Here is a 24,845-nt window from a genome sequence, read left to right as displayed (position 1 = left end):
CGCTCCGGCGGGGGTTCGTCGTTTCGGCGCGTTGGGCGCGTTAGGCATGCCCTATGAATCCCGAGTCACCCCAACTCAAATGAGATTCTTTATCATTTGATCTCGATTGGGGGGATTTCTCGAATGCGTGACTTCAAACGGCGTGGCCACGCGCCGCGGGGACGTGGGTGGGCAGCGGGCTGGGCTGCTCTGGCGATGACGGCTTCGGTTCCGGTAGCGCTCGCCCAGGCCGACGAAGCGGCCAGCTACGACACCATCGCGGTCGGCGACGAAGCCCCCGCCCCGCTTCCGCCGGAAGCCGACGATCTTGCCGAACTCGAGGAAGTGGTCGTGATCGGCGAAAAAATCGGTCGCACGCTCGCCAAGACCACGAGTTCGGTCGCGATCACCAACAACCGGGCGGCGACCGATTACGGCATCGACAGCGTCTCCGAGGTCATCGCGCGCACCGCCAACGCGAGCATCACCAACGAGGGCGATTTCAGCCTGCGCGGCGTCAGCGCGGGCGGCGCCGAGGGCTTCGGCGCCGGCCAGCCGGTGATCAGCACCTATCTCGACGGCGTCGCGGTCGATCAGGTCGGCCAGTCCGGCAACCTGCTCGACCTGTTCGACGTCGAGCAGGTGGAAGTACTGCGCGGGGCGCAGTCGACGAGCCAGGGCCGCAATGCGCTGGCCGGCGCGGTCGTGGTCAACACGCGCGAACCGACACAGGACTGGAACCTCGTCACGCGCATGCGCCTGGCCGAGCTCAACGAGCGCCAGTACGCGCTCGCCGGCGGCGGGCCGATCGGCGGCGGCCTCGCGTTCCGGCTCGCGGCGGACTACCACGCCGACGACGGCTTCGTGCGCAACTTCACGCTCGACGATCCGGACTGGAACAAAACCGAAGACCTGCTGCTGCGCGGCAAGCTGGCCTGGCGCCCGAGCTTCGCCGAAGGCTTCGATGCCCTGCTGACCGCCGGCAAGTCGGATCGCGACGGCCCGACGCAGCCGGTCAACCGGATTCCGGACATCGCCGACGGCAACTCGCGCACGGTGGCCGACAACGTGCCGCGCGACGCCGGCCAGACCTCGGTTCCGCTCTCGCTGCGCCTGCGCCAGCTGCTCGGCGAGCACTTCGAGCTGACTTCGACCACCGGCCTGATCCGCTCCAAGAGCCATGAGTTCGCCGATTACGACACTTCGACGGCCGACAACGGCACCTATCAGTTCGACCAGAACGGCCGCACGCTGACCCAGGAACTGCGCCTCAACCTGCGCGACTGGAATGGCCTGACCGGGCTGGTCGGGCTCTATGCGGGCCGCTTCCGCTACGACTCGTCCAACCAGGGCCGCGACCTGTACGTGGAGCTCGGCGAAGTGCTGCCGCTGCCCGTGATCGGCGATCTGATCGCCGCGCGCGTCGACTTCGATCTCGACTCGAAGAACGACGCCGACAACGTCGCCGTGTTCACCGAGTTCGATTACGCGTTCACCGAGCGCCTGACCCTGATCGGTGGCCTGCGCTACGACCGCGAGAACGCCGACATCTACAGCAACTACCAGATCACGCGGGCCGACGGCTTCGTAGTCGCGCCCGAGCAGGCCGCCCCGCTCGACGCCTTGCTCGCGCAGATCACCGTGCCGGCGCTATTCGCGTTCCAGACCGGCGGCCTGACGCCCGGCACCGGCAGCGGCCGCGAGATCAAGGCGAGCTACGACGCCCTGCTGCCCAAGATCGGCCTGCGCTACGCGCTGACACCCGACGTGAACCTGTTCCTGACCTACGTCGAGGCCTATCGCGCGGGCGGCGGCGACGTCGACACGCAGAACGGCGACATCGTGCAGTACGACCCCGAGTACACGCATACCGTCGAAACCGGCCTGCGCGCGGCCTGGTTCGATCGCCGCCTGCAGACGCGCAGCAACGTCTACTACACGAAGTGGACCGACCAGCAGGTGCAGGTTCCGAACGCCGACGGCAGCGCCCTGCTCACGCAGAACGCGGCCGATTCCACGCTTTACGGCGTCGAGCTCGAAAACTCGCTGCGCATCGGCGCGGCCAGCAGCGTCTATCTCAACGCCGGCTACGCGCACGCACGCTTCGATCAATACGAAACGGCCAACAACGACTACTCCGGCAACCGCTTCGCCAAGGCGCCCGAGTGGACCGGCAGCGCCGGCGGCGTGGCGCGCTTCGTCGACGGCTGGCTGCGCGGCTGGTTCGGTTCGATCGCCTACACCTATACCGGCACCAGCTACACGACGCCGGCGAACCTGGAACGCGAGCGCGGCGATGCGCACGGGCTGCTCGACCTGCGCCTGGGCTATGAAACCTCGCGCGCTTCCATCGTCGCCTTCGGCCGCAACCTGCTCGACGACGACTACGCCACCTACCGCGCGAGCTACGTCGGCGGCTTCGGCATCGAGGCCGGCCGTGCGATCGCCTTCGGCGCCCCGCGCGTGTTCGGGGTGCAGGTGGACGTGAGCTTCGAATAAGCCCCGTTGCGATGGCGCCGTCAGAACACGGCGTTCATCTGCGGCGCTCTATACTCGCGGCCGATCTCCCGGAAGCGCTCATGAACGTCAATCGCATCTTCTGCATCGGCCGCAACTACGCCAAGCATGTCGCCGAACTCGGCAACGCCGCCGATGGCGAATGCGTGATCTTCATGAAGCCGGCGTCCTGCGTCGTCGAGGCCGGCGAGCCGGTGGTGCTGCCGAAGCACATCGGCGCCATCCATCACGAAGCCGAGCTCGTGGTGCTGCTGACCGGCGGCGGCCGCGACATCGCGGTCGAAGACGCGATGGGCTGCGTCGCCGGCATCACGCTCGGGCTCGACCTGACCGCGCGCGATCTGCAGAACACGCTCAAGAACAAGGGCGCTCCATGGGAGCTCGCGAAGGCCTTCGACGGCGCCGCGCCGCTCGGCGATTTCAAGCCGTATCTCGAACAGGATCTGCAGGCGCTCGAATTCACGCTGCACGTCAACGGCGAGCTGCGCCAGCACGCCCATACGCGAGACATGCTCTACACGGTGGCGCGGCAGATCCACATCCTGTCGCAGACCTGGTCGCTGGAACCCGGCGACGTCATCTACACCGGCACACCCGAAGGCGTGGCCCCGCTCAAGCTCGGCGACCACGCGGTGCTCGAAGGCCGCGGCCTCGGCCGTCACGAATGGACGTTTGCCTGAGCGAGACGACATGAAAATCGACTGGAGCAAGCTCGACCTTCTGAAACCCGGCACCCGCATCCCGAGCTGGCGCAAGTTCTCGCGCACCTTCTTCACCGGCCTGCTCGCGGTGCTGCCGATCATGGTGACCTTCGCCGTGATCCTCTGGCTGATCGGCGCCGCGGATACCTTCTTCGGCGGCTTCGTGCGCTGGCTCATGCCGAACGCGGGCAGCTGGCCGGGCGCCGGCCTGCTGATGTCGCTGGTGCTGATCTTCATCATCGGCCTGCTCATGCAGGCGGTGTTCTTCCGCGAGTTCATCAAGTGGCTCGAAGACCAGCTCGAGCGCGTGCCGCTGATCAAGACCGTCTACAGCGCCGTGCGCGACCTGACCGGTTTCTTCTCGAAGAAGGACGACAGCGCTTTCGGCAAGGTGGTGATGGTGAATCTGCCGAACCTGCCGTTTCGCATGCTCGGTTTCATCACCGTCGAAGACCTGACCAAGTTCGGTCTCGCGGACGATCACGATCAGGTGGCCGTCTACCTGCCGATGAGCTATCAGATCGGCGGCTACACGATCATGCTTCCGCGTTCGCTGCTGACCGAAGTCGACATGAGCTTCGAGGATGCGATGCGCTTCTTGATCACCGCGGGGCTGTCGCGCGTGGGCGATGAAAACAAGGGCAGCTCGACGATCGTGCTGCCCCCGAGCGTCGGACCGACGCCGGGCCCGAGTCCCACGCGCCAGCCGCCGAAGCTCTGATCACGCCATTCGCCGCGTGAGCACACCGACTCGCCGTGCGCTCACGCCGGCTGCCGCGCCCGCCTACACGCTCGCGTTGCTGACCGGGCTCTACGCGGCGCAAGGCATTCCGTTCGGATTCTTCAGCCAGGCGCTGCCGGTGCTGCTTCGCGAGGCCGGACTGTCGCTCAAGGCGATCAGCCTGAGTTCACTGCTGTTCCTGCCGTGGGCCCTGAAGTTTCTGTGGGGCCCGTTTGTCGACCACGTCGGCAAGCCGCGCAGCTGGCTGCTGCCGCTGCAGCTGAGCACCGCGGCCGGCGCGGCCGCACTGGCGTTCGTCGATCTGTCGCAAGGCTTCGCGATGCTGTTCGCGGCCCTGTTCGTCTTCAGCCTGTTCGCGTCGATGCAGGACGTGGTCACCGACAGCATCGCCGTGCGCCTGCTCGACGCGCGCCAGCGCGGGCTCGGCAACGGCATCCAGGTCGGCGCGTATCGCATCGGCATGGTGTTCGGCGGCGGCCTGTTGCTCTATGTCTACGCCCGGCTCGGCTCCGCGACGATGTTCCTGGCGATGTCCGGGCTGTTGCTGCTGAGCTCGATGCCGGTGCTGTGGCTGCGCCTCGACAAAGCCGCCGCGACGGCGACGCGCACGCCGGCGCGCGAACTCGTGCGCGGCTGGTGGCTGCGCCTGCGCGAGCCCGGCGTGATCGGCTTCGTCGTGCTGATCGCGGCCTACAAGTTCGGCGACACCATGGGCGCTTCGCTGATCGGCCCGTTCATGCGCGACTACGGCTTGAGCAAGGAATCGATCGCGATCATCAAGGGCAGCATCGGATCGAGCTGCGGCCTCGCGGGCGCCGCGCTCGGCGGCTGGCTCGCGTTCCGCCTGCCGCGGCGCACGGTGTTGCTCGCGTTCGGCATCGCGCAGACCGTGAGCCTCGCGCTCTATGCGGCGGCCGCCCAGCGCATCGGTGGCGAGCCGACGATTTGGGCCGCCTGCATCGCTGAACACCTGCTCGGCGGCATGGCGACGGTCGCGCTGTTCGCGCTGATGATGGACGCCAGCGACGCGCAGCACGCCGGCACCGATTACAGCCTCTACGCCTGCGCGATCGTCTGCACGCAAGGCGTCGCTGGATTCGTCGGCGCAGCGATCGGCGACGCCGGCGGCTACACGCTGATGTTCGTCGTCTCGACCGCGGCGTCGGCGCTCGGCTGCGCCGCGCTCGTCATCGGTCTCGATCGTGGCGCCGGGCCCGGCCTGTTGCGCGAAGTCTGGGCCGTGCGTACCGGCACATGAACTACCTCGTCCACCTGCTGATCGCCGATCGTGTCGGTGCCGACCTGGCCGGCGCGGTGCTCGGTGATTTCGTGCGCGGTTCCGACCTCGCCCGCTTTCCGCGGCCGATCGCCGATTCGATCCGCCTGCATCGGCGCCTCGACGCGCTGACCGATCATCATCCGCTGCGACTCGCGGCGGTCGGCCGCTTCGTCGCCGGCCCGCGCCGCTATGCGCCGGTGATCCTCGACGTGCTGACCGACCACGCGCTCGCCCTCGACTGGGCGCGCTATTCGTCGGACGACTTCGTGGGCTTCTGCGATCGTTGCGCGGTCGCCGTGGCCGCGGCAGGCGAATGGTTCGAAGCTGCGCGCAAACCCGATCGGCCGGGCTTCTCGGCCTTGCTGCGCAGCTATGCCGAGCCCGCGGGCATCGACCTGTCGTTGCGGCGCATCGCGCAGCGGCTCAAACGGCCGCAGCCGATGCGCGAAGCCAGCGCCGACTGGCCTGCGCATCTGCCCGCGCTGTCGGCCGAGCTGCCCGAGCTGCTGCGCGACCTGATCGCCGGAGCGCAGGCGTTCCAGCAGCGAATCGAAGACTAGGAAGCCCTGAATCAGCATCGGAGTTTTCCGAGCGGCCGCGGTGCCAGCACCCGGCGCCTTTGCCGCCGTTCACCATTCACGTGCGCCTCGACACAATCGGCACAACTCCCTTGATCGCCGACGACCATGACCGACACCCCGATCGCCCTGCGCAGCTGGAACACGCTGTCGAAACTGCCGATGGGCGCGCAGTTGTTCACACGCGCCATCTGCATGAAGGCGCCCTACTTCGGCAGCATCAGGCCGCGCTTCGTCGAACTCTCGTTCGGCCATTGCGTGGCGACGGTGAAGAAACATCGCGCCATCACCAATCATCTCGGTGGCGTGCACGCGATCGCGCTGTGCAACCTGGCCGAGCTCGTCGGCGGCATCATGACCGAGGCCAGCGTGCCGACGACGCATCGCTGGATTCCGAAAGGCATGACGGTGGAATACCTCAAGAAGGCCAACACCGACGTGCGCGGAATCGCGCGCTTCGAGAGCACTCCGGTGTTCGGCGATCAGGGCTTCGAGCTGCCCACGCACATCGAGATCGTCGATCGCGCCGGCGACGCGGTGTTTCGCGGCGTGATCACGATGTGGGTGTCACCGAAGCGCCGCCAAGCCCGCTGAGCCTGGGGCGCCCGGCGTTTCCTGTTACCGTTGCGGCCATGGAACCCCTCATCCTGGACACCGAGCTGCTGCTGACGATCGCGCAGATCATCCTCATCGACATCCTGCTCGGCGGCGACAACGCCGTGGTCATCGCCCTGGCCTGCCGCAAGCTGCCACCCGAGCTGCGCAACAAAGGCATTTTCTGGGGCATGTTCGGGGCCATCCTGCTGCGCGTGGTGCTGATCTTCTTCGCACTGCAGCTGCTGACGCTGCCGTTCCTGAAGATCGTCGGCGCGCTGCTGCTGTTCTGGATCGGCATCAAGCTGCTCGCGCCCGATGGCGACGACGATCACGCCGACATCCAGGGCAGCTCGCATCTGCTCGGCGCGATTCGCACCGTGATCGTCGCCGACGCCGTCATGAGCATCGACAACGTCGTCGCCGTCGCCGGCGCGGCCGATGGGCACATCGGCCTGGTCGCATTCGGCATTGCGATCAGCGTTCCGATCATCGTCTGGGGCAGCAGGATCGTGCTCGCGCTGATGGACCGCTTCCCGTTCGTGATCACGCTCGGCGGCGCGCTGCTCGGCTGGATCGGCGGTGAAATGTGGCTCGGCGACGCCTGGCTCGCACCGCGTCTCGCCGGCCTGCCGTCGTGGGCGCATTACGCATCCGCGGCGGTCGGCGCGCTGCTCGTGGTGGCGACCGGCAAGCTGCTCGCGCGGCGTCGCGGTACGGTCTGAGGATCAGCGCCGCGCCGCGTATTCCTGCTTGATCGCTTCGATGCGCTGATCCTTCTGCACCCAGATCTCGCCGAGCCAGAGCTGGAAGCGCTTGCGGTATTCCGGATCGTTTTCGTAGCTGCTGGTGTAGAACTCGTGCGGCACCGTGAGCTGGCGCACTTCGACGACGACGCGGCGCACCCTGCCCGACAGCAGTCCCCACAAGCCCTCGACGCCATCGGGATAGACGATGGTGACGTCGAGCATCGAGTTCAGGCGCTCGCCGAGTGCGGACAGCGCGAACGCGAAGCCGCCGGCCTTCGGCCGCAGCAGATGACGATACGGCGATTGCTGGCGCGCGCGTTTTTCCTCCGTGAAGCGCGTGCCTTCGAGGAAATTCAGCACCAGGCCCGGCTGATTGCGAAAGCGTGCGCAGGCGCGGCGCGTGGTTTCGAGATCGGTGCCCTTGAGCGCCGGGTTCTTCTTGATCTGCGACGGCGTGTGCCGCTTCATGAACGGATAGTCGAGCGCCCACCAGACCGGTCCGAGCACCGGCACCCAGATCAGCTCTTGCTTCAGGAAGAACTTGAAGAACGGCGAACGCCGGCCGAAGGCTTTGACGAGCACCATGATGTCGTTCCAGCTCTGGTGATTCGAGCAGACCAGATACTGCCCGTCGGGCCTGACGTCGGCGTGGATGCGCAGATCGTGCTCGACGCCGATCAGGTGCTGGATGAACCAGGTGTTGCAGAACGCCCATTGCTGCGCGAGCCAGGCCATCAGCCGCGAGATGCGATCACGCGGGCGCGAGCCTTCGGGCGTCAACAGCTTGAGCAGGATTCCGACGTAGACCGGCACCGCCCACAGCAAGGTATTGACGACCAGCAGCAGCGACATGATGGCGCCCAGCAGAAAGCCGGGTAGAAAGCGAAGCATGCGATTCCCCTCTAAACGTCGTTCGCCGCGCTCCGGCGGCGGCGCCGGATCGTGGTCCGGCGCTATGGTTCACCAAAACCCCGATCCAAGCCGTTACTGGATTTACTGGACCTTGTTGCCCTGTTGCAGCGAAGCACGCACCTTGCCGGTCTGGTCGATCAGACGCAGCGACGCGAAGCTCATCTGCGGCAGGCGCACGAGCGAACACGGGCTCGTGATCGCCTGCGTGCTCATGCCGCCCGGCGACGGCTCGAACACGGTCGCGCGCAGCACCAGGATGTCGTCCTTGAGCCCGGCCTGGCGGCTCACGGCGATGCCGTAGCCGCCGCTGCTGCGCTGGCCCAGATCGACGACCACGTAAGGCCCGGCCGGCAACTCGCCCTCGCCACTCAGCGACACGCCGCGCGAGGCCTCCCAGGCCTTCACCGCGGCCGAATCGGCGAGCAGGGTCAGCGCGCTCGCATCGCCCGGCGCGTTGCAATAGCTGTCGCTGTCGACCTCGCTGACGATGACCTGATTCTCCTTGGCCGAAAACCAGCTCGAGAAATCGGGCATGTCGGGCACCCAGCGCGAGGACGTGGAGCAGGCGGTCAGCAGCAGCGTGGACAGCGCCGCGCAGAGGCCGGCGGTCCGTCCAGGGGTGAAAAGTTTCATGTCGTTCATGCGCTTCGGATTTCAGGGCGGATGCTAACGTAATGCCATGAACAAGTCCGCGCCCGCCCCTGCCCGCGACCATCGCCTCGACTTGAGCGAAGTGCTCGATGCACTCGTCACCGATGGTCTCGTCGATGCCGCGGCAGCGCAGAAGCTGCGCCAGCAGCCCGCGGTCCGTCGCCATCCGCTGCAAGTCGTCGCCGAGTGCGAATGGACGCTGCCGGCCGAGCCTTCGGTTCGGCTCACGCTCGAGCGCCTGATGAGCTGGCTGTCCGAACGCAGCGGCCTGCCCTGGCAGCGCATCGATCCGCTGTCGCTCGACGTCGCCCGCATCACCCAGCTCGTGCCATACGCCTATGCGGCGCGCGCGCGCATCCTGCCGCTCAAGGTCGGCGCGACCGAAGTCGTGATCGCCACCGCCGAGCCGTACTGGCAGGAATGGGAGCGTGAGCTCGCCCCGCTGCTCAAGCGCGAGATCAAGCGCGTGCTCGCGAGTCCGACCGAGCTCGATCGCTACATCGTCGAGTTCTACGCGCTCGCGCGCTCGGTGAAAGCTTCGGTCGACGAGCGCGGCAAGCTCGCACCGGGCGGCGTACAGAACCTCGAGCAGCTCACCGAGCTCGGGCGCAGCGGCAAGCTCACGGCCGATGATCAGCACGTCGTCGGCATCGTCGACTGGCTGCTGCAATACGCGTTCGAACAGCGAGCGAGCGATATCCACCTGGAACCGCGGCGCGAGCGCGGCAACATCCGCTTCCGCATCGACGGCGTGCTGCACGAGGTCTACCAGGTTCCGGCTTCGGTGATGCCCGCGGTGACGAGCCGCCTGAAAATCCTCGGCCGGCTCGACGTTGCCGAGAAGCGCAAGCCACAGGACGGGCGCATCAAGACGCGCGCTCCGGGCGGCAAGGAGATCGAGCTGCGCGTCTCGAGCCTGCCGACGGCCTTCGGCGAGAAGATCGTCATGCGCATCTTCGACCCCGAGGTGCTGCTGCGTGATTTCTCGCAGCTCGGTTTCTCGGCCGAAGACGCGCCCCACTGGCAGCAGATGATCCGCCAGCCGCACGGCATCATCCTGGTGACCGGCCCGACCGGCTCGGGCAAGACGACGACGCTCTATTCCACGCTGCGCCAGCTCGCGACGCCCGAGGTCAACGTCTGCACGATCGAAGATCCGATCGAGCTCGTCGAGCCGAGCTTCAACCAGATGCAGGTGCACGCCGCGATCGACCTCGGTTTCGCGGCCGGCGTGCGCGCGCTGCTGCGGCAGGATCCGGACATCATCATGGTCGGCGAGATTCGCGACCTGGAAACAGCCGAGAACGCGATCCAGGCCGCGCTGACCGGGCATCTGGTGCTGTCGACGCTCCACACCAACGATGCGCCGAGCGCGGTCACGCGCCTGCTCGAACTCGGCGTCGCGCCGTACCTGGTCAAGGCGACCTTGCTCGGCGTGCTCGCGCAGCGGCTCGTGCGCCAGCTGTGCCCGCACTGCAAGAGGCCGGTGGCGACGACCGCGGCGCAATGGAGCGAGCTCACGGGGCGCTGGCCGCTGGCGATGCCCGCGCAGATCCACGAGCCCGCCGGCTGTCTCGAATGCCGCGAAACCGGTTATCTCGGCCGTTGCGGGCTCTACGAGATCATGCCGCTGTCAGCGGGCATCAAGGCGCTGATCGGCCACGACACCGATCTCGGCGCCCTGCGCGCGGCCGCGTTTCGCGGCGGCATGACGCCGCTGCGCATCGCCGGCGGACGGCAGGTGATCGCGGGCAACACCTCGATCGCCGAGGTCTTGCGCAGTTCTCCGGAGCCGCAGACGGAGTGAGCCGCTTTGCATCCCTCTCCCGGAGCGAGAGGGGTTCGCAGGCCGCTCAGAACTGATACCGCAGGAACGCCTGCGAATAATCGCGATCGCGGTAGAGGTTCGTATAGCCGCCGCCCCAGAACCACGCGTAGCCCAGGCCGAGCGAAAGGCCATCGCGATAGCGCGTTTCGATCATCACCTGCGCCTGCTTGCGATCCTCGACGAAGTTCTCGGCCGGCCCCGGCGCGGTGCCGTTGACGTCGTGGCCGAACAGGATGAACGGCTGGATGCTGATGCCCGGCAGCACGCTCTCGTACTTGATGATCGCGATCAGGCGATAGCCCCACGAGAACTTGTCGACCAGATCGTCGAGGTTGGCCTGATGCGGATTGAAGCGCGCGCCGTCCGGGCCGATGCTGCAGGTCGGATTCGTCGAGCAGGCCTGGCGCGAGCCATCGGCGCCGCTGCCGTCGGCACCGGCGCTCGCGTGGTAGTACACGCCGGGCGATTCGATCTGCAGGCGATCGTAGGACGGCAGGCCCGGGACATGCGTGGCGCCCACTTCGCCGACGATCTGGATCTGGTCCGCGCCGATCGGGTTTTCGGTGGAGCTCAGCACGCGCGTGAATCCGAGGTTGTACTGCAGCACGTCGAAGCGCTCGTAGCCGCGGATGTAGCTGTTCGCCGGGTTGTTGCCGATCTCGCCGCCGCGATACGGAATGATGAAGCTCGGGAACGACCGAGCCGAGCCCGGCGCAGCACCGACGATCAGGTTGATGGTGTCGTTGTAGCCCTCGACGCCCTCACCCGGAATGAAGTCGCTGCTGCCATAGGTGATCTGGTTGCCGTTGGCGTCGATGCCACGGCCCGCGGTGGTGCCGGCGCAGCCCAGATCACGGTCGTAGCAGCGCGTCAGCGACGGGCCGGCGGCCGCGAACTCGAGATCGGTGATCGCGACCTGCAGCGGCAGGTTCGGCCGGTAGGCGATCTCGCCCTGGAACGAGTAGTCGCCATAGGCGGTGTTGAAGCTCACGCCGTAGAGCTGGATGTTCTCGGGATAGTCGAAGAACACCTCGCCGGTATCGAGCGGCACCGCGTCGGACCTCGGCTGGTCCGGGTTCGGCACGATGGCCGCGAGCAGGCCGCCGAGATCGGTGCCGAAGTCGGCGAGCGAGGCCGGGTTGCTCGCGACCATGATGCCCGCCTGCTGCAGCACCGCCGCGAGCGACTGCGCGTTGTACGCCGGCAGGTTGTTGCAGTACTTGAAGAACTCGAGTGTGTTGCGCGCATCGCGTCCGTAGGCGTTGCCGCCGGCCCGCGCGCAGCTCGCGTCGACCGAGGTGAAGCTCACGTACGGCAGGCGCGAGTGGTAGTTCATGAAGTAGAAGCCGAACTCGGTGCCACTGTTGATGTTCTCGGCGTAGTACTTGAGCGAAAAGCCGAACTGCCCGCCGTTGCGGGGTTCGAGATCGCGGCCGCGCTGCGCGCGCGTGGTGGTCGGCGTGATCAGCGCGAGCGGGCTGTTGAGCGGATGGCCGAGCGCATCGCTGTCGTCGGCCGAGCCGCCGAAGCTCAGGTTCGCGTAATCACCGGCATTGTTGGTGCCCAGATCCGCGAACGACATGTAGCTGCCGGTGGCCGGCGCTTCGAGCGGACGCCACTCGAACTGGTAGAACACCTCGTACTGGATGTTCGCGAACGCATCGCCGCTGAACGTCAGCATGCCGACCGGCTGGAACACTTCCTCGAGCTGCTGGCCGACGCGGTAGAGGTTGTTCGCATTCGGCGGATTGATCTGGTTGAGGCTGTTGACGACCAGCGTGGTGCTCTCGCCCCAGTTCAGGTTCTGGCGGCCGACCTTCCAGTTGATGGTCTTGCCTTCCCACAGATCGAAGGAGCCGAACAGGTTCAGGTCCATGAGCTGGAAGTCGGTGCCGATCTGCCGCAGCGTCTCGCCGTCGCTGCGCTTGATGCGCTCGTAGCCGCCGGGGCCGTAGACGCGATCGAAGTAACGGTTGGCGACGTTGCCGGTGCCCGAAAAACCCACACGGTCGGCGTTGCCGGGCGTGATGATGTTGGGCCGCGTTTCGTCGAAGTCGTTGTTGACGGCGTCGTAGAAATACAGCCAGCGTGCGAACAGGCCCACGCCACCCCAATGCAGCGTGAGGTCTTGCGTGGCCTTGGCGACGGCCTGGGTGACGTCGCCCTTGTCGTAGTTGAGATTGCCGTCGTCGGCGCGCATGCCGGCGGCGCCCGGCGCTGCGACGAGCCGCTCGGCCGGGAAAATCTGGTCGCGGAACACGGCCTGGCAGGACTGGTAGTTGACGCCGCCGATGATGCCGCAGACGTTCGGATCGAGATTGCTCTTGCCGACCAGATTGTCCGCACGGCTTTCCATGCGCCAGGCCGCGCCGACCGTGAGATTGGTATTGAGGGTGCCGCTGATCTCGCCGAGGTTGATGTCGAGTGCGAACGCCGGGACCGATGCGCCCAGCAGCAACGCTCCGGCAACGGTTGCGCACGCGCCCGCGCCGATCAAGCGACGCTTCAAGCGAACTCCCTTCATCCGAGTCTCCTTCTCGTGAGCGTCGGATTCTAGGCGGGTTCAGTGTGAAGTCGGTTTGACTCTCGCGCCGCTGCGCAATGGCAAAAATGTCCTTGGCCGACGAGCGGTGGCGATCGCCGCCACCCTCAAGGAATCAGATGCGCCCGAGCGCCCGATGCGCGATGTCGCGGCGGAACTGCAGGCCGCGCCAGCTGATCTTGTCGACCGCCGCATACGCGGTCGCGCGCGCGGCCGCGATGTCGCGGCCCTTGGCGACAACGCAGAGCACGCGGCCGCCGGCGGTCACCACCGCGCCGTCGCGCTCGGCTGTGCCGGCGTGAAACACCTTGGCCGCGCCGAGATCGGCGTCGAGGCCGCTGATGACGTCGCCCTTCTCGACCGTGCCCGGATAGCCCGCCGCAGCGAGCACCACACCGATCGCCGGCTCGGCGCTCCAGCGCACTTCCACCTGATCGAGCTTGCGATCGAGCGCGGCCTGCAGCAGATCGAGCAGGTCGGATTCGAGGCGCGCCATGATCGGCTGCGTCTCCGGATCGCCCATGCGCGTGTTGAACTCGAGCACCTTCACGCGGCCCTGCCTGTCGATCATCAGGCCAGCGTACAGAAAGCCCGTGAACGGCCGGCCTTCGGCTCGCATGCCGGCCAATGTCGGCTCGATGACTTCGCGGCAGACGCGCTCGTAGACGGCCGGCGTCACCACCGGCGCCGGCGAATAGGCGCCCATGCCGCCCGTGTTCGGGCCCTGGTCGCCGTCGAAGATGCGCTTGTGGTCCTGCGAGGTTTCGAGCGGCACGTACTGCGATTCGCCGGCGACGACGATGAAGCTGGCCTCTTCGCCGTCGAGGAAATCCTCGATCACCACGCGCGCGCCGGCCTTGCCGAGCAGGCTGCCGCCGAGCATGTCGCGCACCGCGGCGTTGGCTTCTTCGACCGTGGTCGCGACGACCACGCCCTTGCCGGCGGCCAGGCCGTCGGCCTTGACCACGATCGGGGCTCCACGCTCGGCGATGTACGACAGCGCCGCATCGACGTCGGTGAAGACCTGGTACTGCGCGGTCGGAATCTTGTGGCGCGCGAGGAAATCCTTCGAGAAAGCCTTCGACGCTTCGAGCTGGGCGGCATCGCGGCTGGGCCCGAAGATGCGCAGGCCGGCGGCCTCGAACGCATCGACCACGCCGAGCGACAGCGGAACCTCGGGACCGACGACGGTGAGGCCCACCTGCTCGCTGCGCGCAAGCGCGACGAGCCCGGCGATGTCCTCGACGGCGACGGCGACATTGCGGCAGTTCGGCTCGCGTGCGGTGCCCGGGTTGCCCGGAGCGACCACCACCTCGTTCACGTTCGGGGATTGCGCGAGCTTCCACGCCAGCGCGTGCTCGCGCCCGCCCGAACCGATCACCAGCACCTTCATCGCTGCCTTCGTCATCCGTAATCCCTGCCTGTGAGCCGCTACGGCGCGCCGGAGAGGGCGCCGGAAAAGGCGCATAGGGTAGCGAATGCAGGCAGGCGAGTCGCCCGGCCCCGCGGCGCCAGGGGCTGGGACGCGATCAGTCGCGCGAGCGGCGGCTGCCCTGGCGGCGCTCGGGCACGCCGGGCGGCGGGCCGATGTCCTTCTTGCGGCGGTCGCCGCTCTCACCCTCGCGCCGCTCGAAGCGGCGCGTGTTCTTGGGCTTCTGTTCCGCGGAACCCTTGCTGTTCGAGCCCGAAGCGAGGAACAGCGTGTACACGAGATAGAGCAGCACGATCGCGCCGAGCACGTACAGCCCCATCTCCAACAACATGGTCAGCATCGCTTCATGCCCTTACCTGAGTGATCCCTCATTATTGCGGATTGCCCGGCCTGAGGCACCCGCCGTCCGGACGGACGGGAGCGGACCGGCCATCGACCGCGGCGCGCTATCATTCGCGCCTTCTTCGCACGCCGACCGCACCAGCATGTCCAACTCTTCCGCTTCCGCGCTGTTCGAATCGTCCATCGACAGCCTGCCGCGCATCCATCGCGGCAAGGTGCGCGACATCTACGCCGTCGGCGATGCGCACATGCTCATCGTCACGAGCGACCGGCTCTCGGCCTTCGACGTGATCCTGCCCGACCCGATTCCGGGCAAGGGCGCGGTGCTGACCGCGCTGACCGAGTTCTGGATGCGCCGCTTCAGCAGCCTGCTGCCGAACCAGATGGCGCCCGAAATGCGCCTCGCCGACTGGCTCAAGCCGCAGGAGCTCGCCCAGTGCGAGGGCCGCGCGGTGATCGTCAAGAAGCTCAAGGCGCTGCCGATCGAATGCGTGGCGCGCGGCTATCTGATCGGATCGGGTTGGAAGGACTACCAGGCCACCGGCGCGGTCTGCGGCATCCAGCTGCCGGCGGGCCTCAAGATGGCCGACAAGCTGCCCGAGCCGATCTTCACGCCGGCCGACAAGGCCCCGGTCGGCAGCCACGACGAGAACATCGATTACGCCGAGGTCGAGAAGCGCATCGGCCCGGACCTCGCGCGCCAGCTGCGCGACACTACGCTGCGCATCTACGCGGAGGCCTCGGCCTACGCGGCGCAGCGCGGCATCATCATCGCCGACACCAAGTTCGAATTCGGCGTCGACGAGGCCGGCACGCTGCACCTGATCGACGAAGTGCTGACGCCGGATTCCTCGCGCTTCTGGCCGGCCGAAACCTACCGGCCCGGCATCAGCCCGCCGAGCTTCGACAAGCAGATCGTCCGCGATTACCTCGAAACCCTGAGCTGGAACAAGCAGGCGCCGGGACCGAAGCTGCCCGACGAGGTCATCCGCCACACCGGCGACCAGTATCGCAAGGCGCAGCAATTGTTGACCGCCTGAATCAGGCGCTCCAAGAACGATCGATAAACGAGGGGACGACGATGACGATTGCCCTGTGGTGCATCCTGGCTGCCGGTTTCCTGCACATGCCTTTCGCCGCCGCGGCCAAGTTCAGCGGCGGCCGCTTCGACAACGACAACCCGCGCGATTTCCTCGCCGGCCTGCAGGGCTGGCCCAAGCGCGCCAACGCGGTGCAGCTCAACAGCTTCGAGGTGTTTCCGCTGTTCGCGGCGGCGGTGATCGTGGCGCATCTGCTGCACGCCGACCAGGGGCGCGTCGATGCGCTGGCGCTGGCCTTCGTCGGTCTGCGTGTTCTTTACGGCGTGCTCTACGTCGCCGGCCTGTCCAGCTTGCGCTCGGTCGCCTGGACCCTCGCCCAGGGCTGCTCGGTCGCGCTGTTCGTGATTTCGGCGTGATCTGGGCGTAGTCTCGCTGCATCGCAAACCAGGGACCGGCACGCATGCGGATCAAGATCGAGATCGACCTCAAACCCGAAGAACTGCGCCGCATCCTCGGCCTGCCCGATGTCGCGGGCCTGCAGGACGACGTGATCCGCTTTTTGCGCAACAAGGTCAGCGCGGCCGGCGAGAACTTCGATCCCTCGGCGGTCATCCAGGGCAGTTTCGATCTGATCAAGCGCACACCGGGCTGGCGCCGCCTGCGCGACGTGCTGTTGCCCAAGGGCGACGACGAGATCATCGTCGAGGCCGAGGCCGCCGCCGAGCAGGCGTCAAAGACCGAAGCCGCAGCCGGCAAGAGTTCCAGCCGCAAGCGCAGCGGCGGTGCCAGGAGCGTGGCGAAAAAAGCGCCGCGCAAGCGCGCCGCCCGCAAGGCCGAAGCGGCGGCGGACGAAACGCCAACCTGAGCGCGGCGCTTGCTTTCGTAGGGTGGGTCGGCGGCTTGGCCGTATTCCACCGGGATCGACCACCTGTGCGGCGGTGGCTTGCGCGCGAGGCACCAAGCCATCCTACGGTAGAGACATGCTCGACACGCTCATCATCGGTGGTGGCCACAATGGCCTGGTCTGTGCGGCCTATCTCGCGCGCGCCGGACAGAGCGTGCTCGTACTCGAACGCCGCAGGCTCGTCGGCGGTGCCGCGGTCACCGAAGAACTCGCGCCGGGCTATCGCTGCTCGACCGCCTCCTACGTGATCAGCCTGCTGCTGCCCGAGGTCGAACGCGAGCTGCGCCTGCGCGAGCACGGCTACACCGTGCTGCCGCGCTCGCCGTCCTCGTTCACGCCGTTCGAAGACGGCCGCTCGCTGCTGATGGGCCCCGACGCGGGGCTCAATCATCGCGAGATTTCGAAGTTCTCGAAGCGCGACGCCGAAGCCTATCCGCGCTACGAGGCCTGGCTGTCGCGCATCGCCGAAACGCTAGAACCGACGCTCATGCAAACCCCGCCCGAGCTGCTGCCGATGCCGGGCAGCTGGCGGCGGCGCGGCCTGGCGCACAAGCTGCGCAACCTGCTGCGCGGGCGCTCGGTGCTCAAGGCTTTCGAAGCACTCGGCGAGGATCTGCCCGAGGCGATCGAAGTGCTGACCGGCCCGGCGACGCCGATCCTCGATCGCTGGTTCGAATCCGACGAGCTCAAGGGCACGCTCGCGACCGACGCCATCATCGGCACCTTCGCCCCGCCGTCCGCGCCCGGCACCGCCTACGTGCTGCTGCATCACGTCATGGGCATGGCCGGCGGGGCGCGCGGCGTCTGGGGTTACGTCGAAGGCGGCATGGGCGCGCTGACCGGCGCGATGGCCGCGTCCGCGCAGCGCTTCGGCGCCAAGATTCGCTGTGAGGCGCCGGTGGCCCGCATTCTCGTGCGCGACGGCCGCGCGGTCGGCGTGCAGCTCGCCGATGGCGAAGTCATCGAAGCGCGCCGCGTGGTCTCGAACGCGACCGCCGCCGTGACCTTCGGCCAGCTGCTGTCCGAGAGCGATCTGCCCGCGCCGTTCGCGGCCGCGGTGAAACGCATCGACTACGCCTCGGCGAGCGTGAAGATCAATCTCGCGGTTTCCGAACTGCCCGATTTCATCGCGCGCCCGAACCAGGGCCGCAAGCCGGGGCCGCAGCATCGCGGCACGATCCACATCGGCGCGACACCAGACTACATCGAGCGCGCCTATGAAGACGCACGGCGTGGCGGGCTTTCCGAGCGGCCGGTGATCGAGATGACGATTCCGAGCAGCGTCGACACCACGCTCGCGCCGGCCGGACATCACATCGTCGGCCTGTTCGTGCAGTACGCACCGTATGCGCTCAAGGGCACGAGCTGGGACGAACAGCGCGAACGCTTCGCCGATCGCTGCGTCGCCGAGATCACGCGCTACGCGCCGAATTTCGAACGCTCGATCCTGCACCGGCAGGTGCTCGCGCCGCCCGATCTCGAAGCGCGCTTCGGGCTCACGGGCGGCAACATCTTCCAGGGCTCGATGCCGCTGCATCAGCTGTTCACGTTCCGCCCGGTGCCCGGCTGGAGCGACTACCGCACGCCCTTGCCAGGGTTGTATCTGTGTGGGGCCGCGACGCATCCGGGCGGCGGTGTGATGGGCGCCTGCGGACGCAATGCGGCGCAGGCGATTCTGCAGGACTGAGCCGGGCCGGCCGATGCGCGTTGCATAATGCGAATCCGATCGAAGCCTCACTCGCAAGTCCGGAGGACGTCATGACGCGACATCTCGCCCACGCCATCGCCGCAATGCTGCTCGTGCAGGCGAGTTCGAGCGCGTTCGCCGCCGATGCGGGCGCGCTCACGCGCGACGAGCTCAACCGCTGCGCGGCGCAGGTGCAGACACTGCGCAGCGAATCGGCCCGTCTCACGAGCGAGAGCTTCGACGCCAATGCGCAGAAGTCCGCCTACGACGCCAGGTCGATGCAGCTCAGGGCCGAAGCCGAAGCGCTGGCGCCCGACGACATCAAGGGCTCGCTTGCGCTGGCCGAGAAGCAGAAGCGGCACAACGCGGATCTCGCCGCGTTCAACGACAGGATCGCGCTGCTGCGCCGGCAGATCACCGAGATCAACGCGGTGCGCACGCAATACGACCAGAACTGTTCCAACCGCCCCTACAGGCGCACCGATTTCCACGGCATGCCCGAAGCCTCGCAGCAGGCGATGCGCGCCGGGCTGTCCGACGTGGCGGTGCCCTACTTCGACGAACCCCGCAGATGACTCAGGCAAGCCAATTCGAGATCCACATGTTCATGGCCGTGGCCCGCGTGGCCAGGGCCGGTCGCTTTCCGCTGGGCGAGCATCATCCGATGCTCGTGCTGGTGCGCCAGCATGCCGGCAGCGATCACGACTTCGACGCCGCCGAACTCGCGGTGCTGCGCGGCGGCTGGACCGAAATCGACTTCACCAGGGCCGGCACCTTGCCACCCGAAGCCTCCAAACAGACCGACGAGCCGTTCGCCTCCTGCTATGCCGAAGCGCTGCGCGACGGCAGCTCGCTGATGGTCTACGACACCATCGTCGAACCCAAGCCGGCCGAGAAGAAGCCGCAGTCGCCGGAACATCCGCACTGATCGCTGCATGGATCACCGCGGCAATCGCGTGAACCCGCAACCATCAGTCGATCCGACTCGTTGTCCGCTGTGCGGGCAGCGCAACGACTGCGGCATGACCGGCTCCACGCGTAGCGAAGCCTGCTGGTGCACGCGCCTGGAGTTCAGCGAAGCCTTGCTCGCGCGCGTCCCGATCGCAGCCAAAGCACGTGCCTGCATTTGCCGTCGCTGCGCCGTGGCCAGCACAGTGCAATCAAGCTCGACAGACTGAGCCTATCGACTCGATGAAAAGCTTTTGCTGGCGTAGTTGTTGAGAGTCACTATCATTCAGGTCACCCCATTTCGCGGGAGCAGACCATGCTCAAGACACTCACTTTCGCCTGCATGCACTTCACGGTGGCGTTCACCGTGGTTTATCTGATGACGGGCAACTGGGTCACCGGTGGGCTCATCGCGCTCGTCGAGCCCTGCTGCAACACTGTGGGCTTTTACTTTCACGAAAAGCTGTGGAATCGCCTTTCGGCGCCGCCGCTTCATGCGACCGTCTAAACCCTCGCGATGGCCCGATTTTCGCTCTACGAGCAGTCTCCCCAATCCAATGGACAATCGATGGGCACCGCTTGGACCGCACTGATCGTCGTACCCCTGGCCCTGGCCGTGAGCGCCTGCGCAGCGAACCTCGAAAGGGTTATCTCCAAACGACTCGCGGACAACCGCGCGATAGCGAGTCAGTCGATCGCCGATCTGAACGCCGCATCGCCCTGCTGCGGTGACTACACGGCGATTACGGCCAAGCAGATGAAGCTCAATGTGAAGTACGACGTGGTGCTCAACAAGGCCAGTCCGGTCTACGAGTTCCCATTTGGGAGAAGTCGTTTTCAGGCCTACGAGTTCCCTGCGCTACAGAAAGGCGACGAGATCAGAGTTTATGCACTGTATATCGGCGGGCCTTCGCCGAAGCCTCTCTACTACCCTGCTGCCGTGCTGCTCGACAAGGACTATAAAGCGCTGGAACATCAACCGGAGTGGCGTTTCAGTCACTCCTACATGGGCATGAACAGCCAAGGTCATTACGCAAGCATCGAGGCTTCCACTTTGCCGGCGAGCGTGCGCTACATTGTGGTGGCAGCCGATCCGCGCTACGTCGGCCAGGATTACGTGGAAAACGCCTACTCGTACATGGCGCCCGCCGGGCCTGTGCTGCTGAACAACGAAGTTCCAGAACTGCGTCACCCGTATAGCTATGAGGGGACATCAATGGTTCAGCTATATCGGCGCTAGTAGCGTTCGGTGGAGTCAGCCGCGACGCGCGGCCGCGATCGCCCTTCGATGCTGCTGGAACACGTGACGCTCGAGCGCCTGCTGAGCTGCGTCGTTCGCGGGCAGTAGTTCGGCTTCGGCGATGCCCGCGCTCACCGCCACCATGCGCGCAGGCCAGCGCAGGGGTTGCAGCACGAGTGCGTGCAGATGCACTTCGACGAGGCCGAAGCTGCCGATCGCCGGTGTCTGCGCATCGGCCGGAAAGCTCAGGCTGCGCCAGGACAATTGCAGCGGCTGGCGCGGCGGGCGGTCGAGAAAGCGCGGCGCGAGTTCGGCGACCGCGCCGAGCAGCAGATCGAGCTTGGCGTGCAGGCGCTGGATTTCGAGATCCTGCGGCGTCGGTTGCTCGATCTGCGCACCGCGTTCCTCGAACTGCGCGATCTGCGTGAGTACGCGCAGGTTCGCTTCGGACCAGTAGTCGATCGCCGCGGCGTCGAAGGCGCCATCGACCGCGACCCAGCGCATGGGCGCCTCGACGCGATAGCTCAAGGGTTCGTCGGCGTTCATGGCATCGGCTGTTTCAGCGATTTTCCTGCAGGGCCGGATCGATCTGATCCCAGCCGGATTTGATCGTCATGATCAGGCCCGAGACTTCGGCGAGCGCATCGGCATCGTTGCTCGCATTGGCCTGCGTCATGCGGCGCAGCATGTAGTCGTAGAGCGAATCGAGGCGCGCGGAGATTTCACCGCCGGCCTGATGGTCGAGCACCAGTCGCAGATGCTCGACGATCGCCATCGCCCCGTTGATCGCACGTAGCTTGGCGGTCACGTCGCGCCGCGCGATCGACGAGCGTGCGATCGCCAGACGCTCGAGCACGCCGTCGTAGAGCATGCTGATGAGCCGGTGCGGACTCGCTTCCTCGGCGACGGCGGCCGAAGCGGTCTGGTGGTAGTAGCGCATGCGCGCCGCGGTGGCCATCGAGGGTGACATGCCCGTTTCCTTCAGTGATGCGTCGATGTTCTAGACATCGGCAGAATCGATGGAAACTGAAGGCTGCGCGCGCAGATCAGGACTTCAATTTGTAGCGCTCGTTGTCCATCTGATCGAGATAGCTCGCGACGTTGTTGTACTTGCTGACGATCGCATCGAGCGAGCTGAACTGCTTGCGGTAGCGCTCCTCGGCTTTTTCCATGCGCGTATCGAGCGCGGTGCGATCGATGGCGATCTTGTCGAGCTGATCGTTGAGCGCATCGAGCCGCACGTCGATCTGGCCGTCGTCCGCGGTGTAGGCCTTGAGCGTGGCGTTGAGCTTGTCGATCAGTCCGCCGCTGGACGCGAACAGCTTCTGCACCGAACCGCCATCGGTGGCGAGCGCTTCGGCGAGCTTGGTGGAGTCGATGCTCAGCGAACCATCGAGCTTGGCGCTGATGCCGAGCTGCGAGAGCATCGTGTAGGTGCCCGATTCGACCGTGCCCGTCATTGCCGAGCGCAGATTGGTCATCGCCGCGCGCGTGCTCGCATCGCCCATCAGCACGCCGCCGCTCTTGCTGCTCGCGTCGTAGGCCGACAGGCTGTTGTAGGTGCTCAGCAGCGAGTTGTACGCATCGACGAAACTTTTGAGTCCGCTCTTGGCCGCGTCGGTATCGGCCGCGACCGTGAGCGTCGCGGTGGTGCCGACCTGCGCCTTGAGCAGGTTGATGCTCACGCCGTCGACGACACCGGTGATGGTGTTGTAGCTGCTCGTGCGCGTATAGCCGTCGACCTTGATCTGCGAGTCGCTGGCGACCTGCAAATCGCTGAAGCTCGTCGCGCTACTCGTGACGGCCAGCGTGCTCGCGGTGCCCGTGCTCGATGCGGTCAATACCAGGCGCACGCCGCTGTCTTCCTGCACGAGCGTGGCGGTTACGCCCTTGTTGTCGGTCGCCGTGTTGATCGCATCGCGCAGGCCGGCGACCGTCGTCGTCGCGGTCAGATCGACCGAGAACGACTGGCTGCCGACGCCGATCGTGAAGGTGCCCGCGCCGACCGCGGTCGACGACGAGGCGAACGCCGCCGAGCCGATCTTGTGCGCCTTGGCGAGCGAGAGCACTTCGATCTGCGTCTGTCCGGCCTGCGCGGTGGTGCCCGCGGTGGCCGTGAACAGGGAATTGTCGGACACCGTCGCGGTGCGCTTGCCGAGCCCGGAGACGTTGAGACTCGCGAGCACGGTTTGCAGCGAACCCATCGAGGAGCGCATCGAGCCGAGCGCCGAAATCTGCACCTGGGCCTTGGTCTCGCGCGTATTGAGTCGCTTGTCCGCGGCGCTGCGGTCGGCGGCGATGAGCTTGGTAACGATGCCGTCGACGTCGAGCCCCGAGCCGAGGCCGGACGAGGTGACGGCAGAGGTCGAGGCCATGATCGGGCTCCGGTTTTGATCGTGGACGAGCGCGGAAACGCCGCCCTAGACGACCTGGTCGAGCAGAGGCGGCGTCTCGCTGTGCAAGTCCTGCGCCAGCCGCAGTGCCTCTTCGCTCGGGATCTGACGGATCAGCGTGCCGTCGTGGGTATCCACCACTCTGACGACGAGGCGATCGCTGTCCTCGTCGACGGAAAAATGCAGCGCGACCTGACGCAGCTGGAAATGTTCGGTCAGCGCTTCGGCGGCTTTTTCGAGCGCCTCGCGCTCGGCCTTGCCGCTCGGCACGGGCTCGGTCGCGTCGGGATTCTGTCGCGAGGAGGCTTCGTCTCCGACCGCGCGCAGGTTCTGCGTCGCATCGATACCGGACAGCGGACTCAACGCGCGAAACCCGGCCGCGACGGGCGTCGCGGCCGGGTGGGTGGTTGCGGAGGTGATCGGCATGATCGTCTCTCTTGCCGCTGCGGATGGCCTCTAGTGCGCTCTGCAACGACTTTGCGTACAAGCAGACTCGCGACGCTGGGATCCCCAGGCTTTCGCCTGGGGCCCCTCCACGCTGCTCGCTGCTTTAGCCCTGCAGCAGCTTCAGCACGCCCTGGGCGGAGCTGTTGGCCTGCGAGAGCATCGAGATGCCGGCCTGCTGCAGCACCTGGCCGCGCGAGAGGTTCGCCGTTTCCTGCGCGAAGTCGGCGTCCTGGATGCGGCTGCGCGAGGCGTTGAGGTTCTCCGACGTGGTCTGCACCGAAGCCACCACCGAGCTGAAGCGGTTCTGCACCGCACCGAGGCTGGCGCGAGCGGTGTTGACCTGGCCGAGCGCGCTGTCGATCTGCTTGATGGCGAGCTGCGAGCCGGCGTAGGAATTCACGCTCAAGCCGGTCAGGCCGGTCTGCGTCGTCGCGTTGGCGGTGACGCCGGTCGCGCCGTCGAAGCCGGTCAGCGTGCCGTCGTCGGTGCCGCCGACCGTGATCGTCGATTCCGAGCTCAGCACGATGCGGTTGGTGGCCGAGTCGATCGAGGCGTTGACGCCCGTGGTGGTCGACACCTTGTTGATCGCTTCGACGACCTGCGAGGCGCGCTCGGCGGCGGTGCCGACCGCAGCCAGCGCACCGACGTCGGTGCCGTTGATCGTCAGCGAGCCCGAGGCCGCCGCGCCGGTGCCGAGGCCGCCGATCTGGGCAGACTGCGCCGAAGCCGTGCTGACCGAGCCCAGCGCCGCGAGGTTGGCGTCGGCGATGCTGTTCATGGTGATGGTTTCGCCGGCGTTGGCGCCGACCTGGAACACGCCGCCGTTGAAGCTGCCGTCGAGCACCTTCACGCCGTTGAAGGCGGTGGTGTTGGCGACGCGGTCGATTTCGTTCTTGAGGCTGTCGACTTCGGTCTGCAGCGCGGCGCGGTCGCTGCTGGAGTTGGTGGCGTTGGACGACTGCACCGCCAGCTCGCGGATGCGCTGCAGGTTGTTGGTCACTTCGACCAGCGCGCCTTCGGCCGTCTGGGCGAGCGAGATGCCGTCGTTGGCGTTGCGCGCGGCCTGGTCCAGGCCCTTGATCTGCGAGGTGAAGCGCTGGCTGATGGCGAGGCCGGCGGCGTCGTCCTTGGCGCTGTTGATGCGCAGGCCCGAGGACAGGCGCTGCATGGCGGTATTGAGCGAGCTCTGCGAGGCGTTGACATTGCGCTGTGCGGTGAGCGACGCCACATTGGTGTTGATGACTTGCATGACGGTTGACTCCTAAAGTGATGGTTGGCCCCGGTGCGCGCAGCGCGTGCATCCTGCTGGGATCGCCTCGGCGTCTTGCCCTTGAAGACCG

At 66.6% G+C, this 24,845-nt stretch carries 27 protein-coding genes; 17 read left to right on the top strand and 10 right to left on the bottom strand.

The genetic code is table 11. The features are described from left to right. Positions 1-123 precede the first annotated feature (123 nt). From AC3WUM_RS08355 to AC3WUM_RS08325, 7 genes are all read left to right on the top strand, one after another. On the top strand, positions 124-2,478 hold the full coding sequence (locus tag AC3WUM_RS08355; RefSeq protein ID WP_492409757.1) for a TonB-dependent receptor: 2,355 nt from the start codon (positions 124-126) through the stop codon (positions 2,476-2,478). Positions 2,479-2,558: 80 nt separating this feature from the next. Beyond that, positions 2,559-3,176 carry a fumarylacetoacetate hydrolase family protein gene (locus tag AC3WUM_RS08350; RefSeq protein ID WP_492409756.1) on the top strand — a complete coding sequence of 206 codons (618 nt, stop codon included), beginning with the start codon at positions 2,559-2,561 and terminating at the stop codon, positions 3,174-3,176. A 10-nt stretch (positions 3,177-3,186) separates the two neighbouring features. Next, positions 3,187-3,918 (top strand): DUF502 domain-containing protein, encoded by a 732-nt coding sequence (locus tag AC3WUM_RS08345; protein WP_492409755.1) that lies wholly within the window; start codon positions 3,187-3,189, stop codon positions 3,916-3,918. A 16-nt stretch (positions 3,919-3,934) separates the two neighbouring features. Continuing rightward, a complete protein-coding gene (locus AC3WUM_RS08340; RefSeq protein ID WP_492409754.1) occupies positions 3,935-5,197 on the top strand; it encodes an MFS transporter in 1,263 nt (420 codons plus the stop codon). Next, positions 5,194-5,778 carry an ACP phosphodiesterase gene (locus AC3WUM_RS08335; RefSeq protein ID WP_492409753.1) on the top strand — a complete coding sequence of 195 codons (585 nt, stop codon included), beginning with the start codon at positions 5,194-5,196 and terminating at the stop codon, positions 5,776-5,778. Before AC3WUM_RS08340 ends, AC3WUM_RS08335 begins: the two co-directional genes overlap by 4 nt. Before the next feature lie 126 nt (positions 5,779-5,904). Beyond that, complete coding sequence (locus tag AC3WUM_RS08330) at positions 5,905-6,390, top strand: hotdog fold domain-containing protein (protein ID WP_492409752.1); 486 nt, start codon at positions 5,905-5,907, stop codon at positions 6,388-6,390. A 38-nt stretch (positions 6,391-6,428) separates the two neighbouring features. Beyond that, entirely contained in the window at positions 6,429-7,115 is a 687-nt protein-coding gene (locus AC3WUM_RS08325) for a TerC family protein (protein WP_492409751.1), read from the top strand. 3 nt (positions 7,116-7,118) lie between these two features. Here the strand turns inward: AC3WUM_RS08325 and yihG are convergent, their stop codons facing one another. Together yihG and AC3WUM_RS08315 are read right to left on the bottom strand one after the other, a co-directional pair. Then, positions 7,119-8,030: a 1-acylglycerol-3-phosphate O-acyltransferase, YihG family gene (yihG, locus tag AC3WUM_RS08320; RefSeq protein WP_492409750.1), complete on the bottom strand. Its 912-nt coding sequence runs from the start codon at positions 8,028-8,030 to the stop codon at positions 7,119-7,121. 102 nt (positions 8,031-8,132) lie between these two features. Next, entirely contained in the window at positions 8,133-8,684 is a 552-nt protein-coding gene (locus AC3WUM_RS08315; protein WP_492409749.1) for a protease complex subunit PrcB family protein, read from the bottom strand. Between the two features lie 46 nt (positions 8,685-8,730). Between AC3WUM_RS08315 and tfpB the strand changes: the two genes are divergently transcribed. Further along, the gene (tfpB, locus tag AC3WUM_RS08310; protein ID WP_492409748.1) at positions 8,731-10,509 is read left to right on the top strand and encodes a type IV pilus assembly ATPase TfpB; all 1,779 of its coding nucleotides are present in this window, start codon (positions 8,731-8,733) and stop codon (positions 10,507-10,509) included. A gap of 46 nt (positions 10,510-10,555) precedes the next feature. Here tfpB and AC3WUM_RS08305 read toward each other — a convergent pair whose 3' ends face one another. The 3 genes from AC3WUM_RS08305 to AC3WUM_RS08295 all read right to left on the bottom strand — a co-directional run bounded on the left by AC3WUM_RS08305 (position 10,556) and on the right by AC3WUM_RS08295 (position 14,835). Continuing rightward, positions 10,556-13,039 carry a DUF1302 domain-containing protein gene (locus tag AC3WUM_RS08305; RefSeq protein WP_492409746.1) on the bottom strand — a complete coding sequence of 828 codons (2,484 nt, stop codon included), beginning with the start codon at positions 13,037-13,039 and terminating at the stop codon, positions 10,556-10,558. 148 nt (positions 13,040-13,187) lie between these two features. Beyond that, on the bottom strand, positions 13,188-14,465 hold the full coding sequence (gene purD / locus AC3WUM_RS08300; RefSeq protein ID WP_492409994.1) for a phosphoribosylamine--glycine ligase: 1,278 nt from the start codon (positions 14,463-14,465) through the stop codon (positions 13,188-13,190). Positions 14,466-14,601: 136 nt separating this feature from the next. Next, the gene (locus AC3WUM_RS08295) at positions 14,602-14,835 is read right to left on the bottom strand and encodes a hypothetical protein (protein ID WP_492409744.1); all 234 of its coding nucleotides are present in this window, start codon (positions 14,833-14,835) and stop codon (positions 14,602-14,604) included. Positions 14,836-14,989: 154 nt separating this feature from the next. On the opposite strand from AC3WUM_RS08295, the gene AC3WUM_RS08290 reads away from it, so the two are divergent. The 9 genes from AC3WUM_RS08290 to AC3WUM_RS08250 all read left to right on the top strand — a co-directional run bounded on the left by AC3WUM_RS08290 (position 14,990) and on the right by AC3WUM_RS08250 (position 20,665). After that, positions 14,990-15,886, top strand: coding sequence for a phosphoribosylaminoimidazolesuccinocarboxamide synthase (locus AC3WUM_RS08290; protein WP_492409743.1), 897 nt, complete (start codon positions 14,990-14,992; stop codon positions 15,884-15,886). Positions 15,887-15,927: 41 nt separating this feature from the next. Next, positions 15,928-16,302, top strand: coding sequence for an MAPEG family protein (locus AC3WUM_RS08285; RefSeq protein WP_492409742.1), 375 nt, complete (start codon positions 15,928-15,930; stop codon positions 16,300-16,302). A 44-nt stretch (positions 16,303-16,346) separates the two neighbouring features. Next, positions 16,347-16,751, top strand: coding sequence for a hypothetical protein (locus AC3WUM_RS08280; RefSeq protein ID WP_492409741.1), 405 nt, complete (start codon positions 16,347-16,349; stop codon positions 16,749-16,751). A gap of 115 nt (positions 16,752-16,866) precedes the next feature. Next, on the top strand, positions 16,867-18,477 hold the full coding sequence (locus AC3WUM_RS08275) for a phytoene desaturase family protein (RefSeq protein WP_492409740.1): 1,611 nt from the start codon (positions 16,867-16,869) through the stop codon (positions 18,475-18,477). A gap of 71 nt (positions 18,478-18,548) precedes the next feature. Then, the gene (locus AC3WUM_RS08270) at positions 18,549-19,052 is read left to right on the top strand and encodes a hypothetical protein (protein ID WP_492409739.1); all 504 of its coding nucleotides are present in this window, start codon (positions 18,549-18,551) and stop codon (positions 19,050-19,052) included. Then, complete coding sequence (locus AC3WUM_RS08265) at positions 19,049-19,405, top strand: hypothetical protein (RefSeq protein WP_492409738.1); 357 nt, start codon at positions 19,049-19,051, stop codon at positions 19,403-19,405. Before AC3WUM_RS08270 ends, AC3WUM_RS08265 begins: the two co-directional genes overlap by 4 nt. A 7-nt stretch (positions 19,406-19,412) precedes the next feature. Continuing rightward, positions 19,413-19,655 carry a cysteine-rich CWC family protein gene (locus AC3WUM_RS08260; RefSeq protein ID WP_492409737.1) on the top strand — a complete coding sequence of 81 codons (243 nt, stop codon included), beginning with the start codon at positions 19,413-19,415 and terminating at the stop codon, positions 19,653-19,655. Positions 19,656-19,741: 86 nt separating this feature from the next. Further along, positions 19,742-19,933 (top strand): DUF2061 domain-containing protein, encoded by a 192-nt coding sequence (locus tag AC3WUM_RS08255; RefSeq protein WP_492409735.1) that lies wholly within the window; start codon positions 19,742-19,744, stop codon positions 19,931-19,933. 60 nt (positions 19,934-19,993) lie between these two features. Next, the gene (locus AC3WUM_RS08250) at positions 19,994-20,665 is read left to right on the top strand and encodes a hypothetical protein (RefSeq protein WP_492409733.1); all 672 of its coding nucleotides are present in this window, start codon (positions 19,994-19,996) and stop codon (positions 20,663-20,665) included. Between the two features lie 15 nt (positions 20,666-20,680). Here the strand turns inward: AC3WUM_RS08250 and AC3WUM_RS08245 are convergent, their stop codons facing one another. From AC3WUM_RS08245 to AC3WUM_RS08225, 5 genes are all read right to left on the bottom strand, one after another. After that, a complete protein-coding gene (locus AC3WUM_RS08245) occupies positions 20,681-21,211 on the bottom strand; it encodes a PilZ domain-containing protein (RefSeq protein ID WP_492409732.1) in 531 nt (176 codons plus the stop codon). Positions 21,212-21,224: 13 nt separating this feature from the next. Beyond that, positions 21,225-21,635 (bottom strand): flagellar export chaperone FliS, encoded by a 411-nt coding sequence (gene fliS / locus AC3WUM_RS08240; RefSeq protein ID WP_492409731.1) that lies wholly within the window; start codon positions 21,633-21,635, stop codon positions 21,225-21,227. A 76-nt stretch (positions 21,636-21,711) separates the two neighbouring features. Further along, positions 21,712-23,040, bottom strand: coding sequence for a flagellar filament capping protein FliD (gene fliD, locus AC3WUM_RS08235; protein ID WP_492409730.1), 1,329 nt, complete (start codon positions 23,038-23,040; stop codon positions 21,712-21,714). A gap of 45 nt (positions 23,041-23,085) precedes the next feature. Further along, positions 23,086-23,484 carry a flagellar protein FlaG gene (locus AC3WUM_RS08230; protein ID WP_492409729.1) on the bottom strand — a complete coding sequence of 133 codons (399 nt, stop codon included), beginning with the start codon at positions 23,482-23,484 and terminating at the stop codon, positions 23,086-23,088. A gap of 124 nt (positions 23,485-23,608) precedes the next feature. Beyond that, positions 23,609-24,754, bottom strand: a complete 1,146-nt coding sequence (locus tag AC3WUM_RS08225; protein ID WP_492409728.1) for a flagellin — start codon at positions 24,752-24,754, stop codon at positions 23,609-23,611. Positions 24,755-24,845: the final 91 nt, after the last annotated feature.

This window comes from Hydrocarboniphaga sp. FW305-C-57 (assembly GCF_058783045.1).
This window is presented reverse-complemented; position numbering and strand designations above follow the sequence as displayed.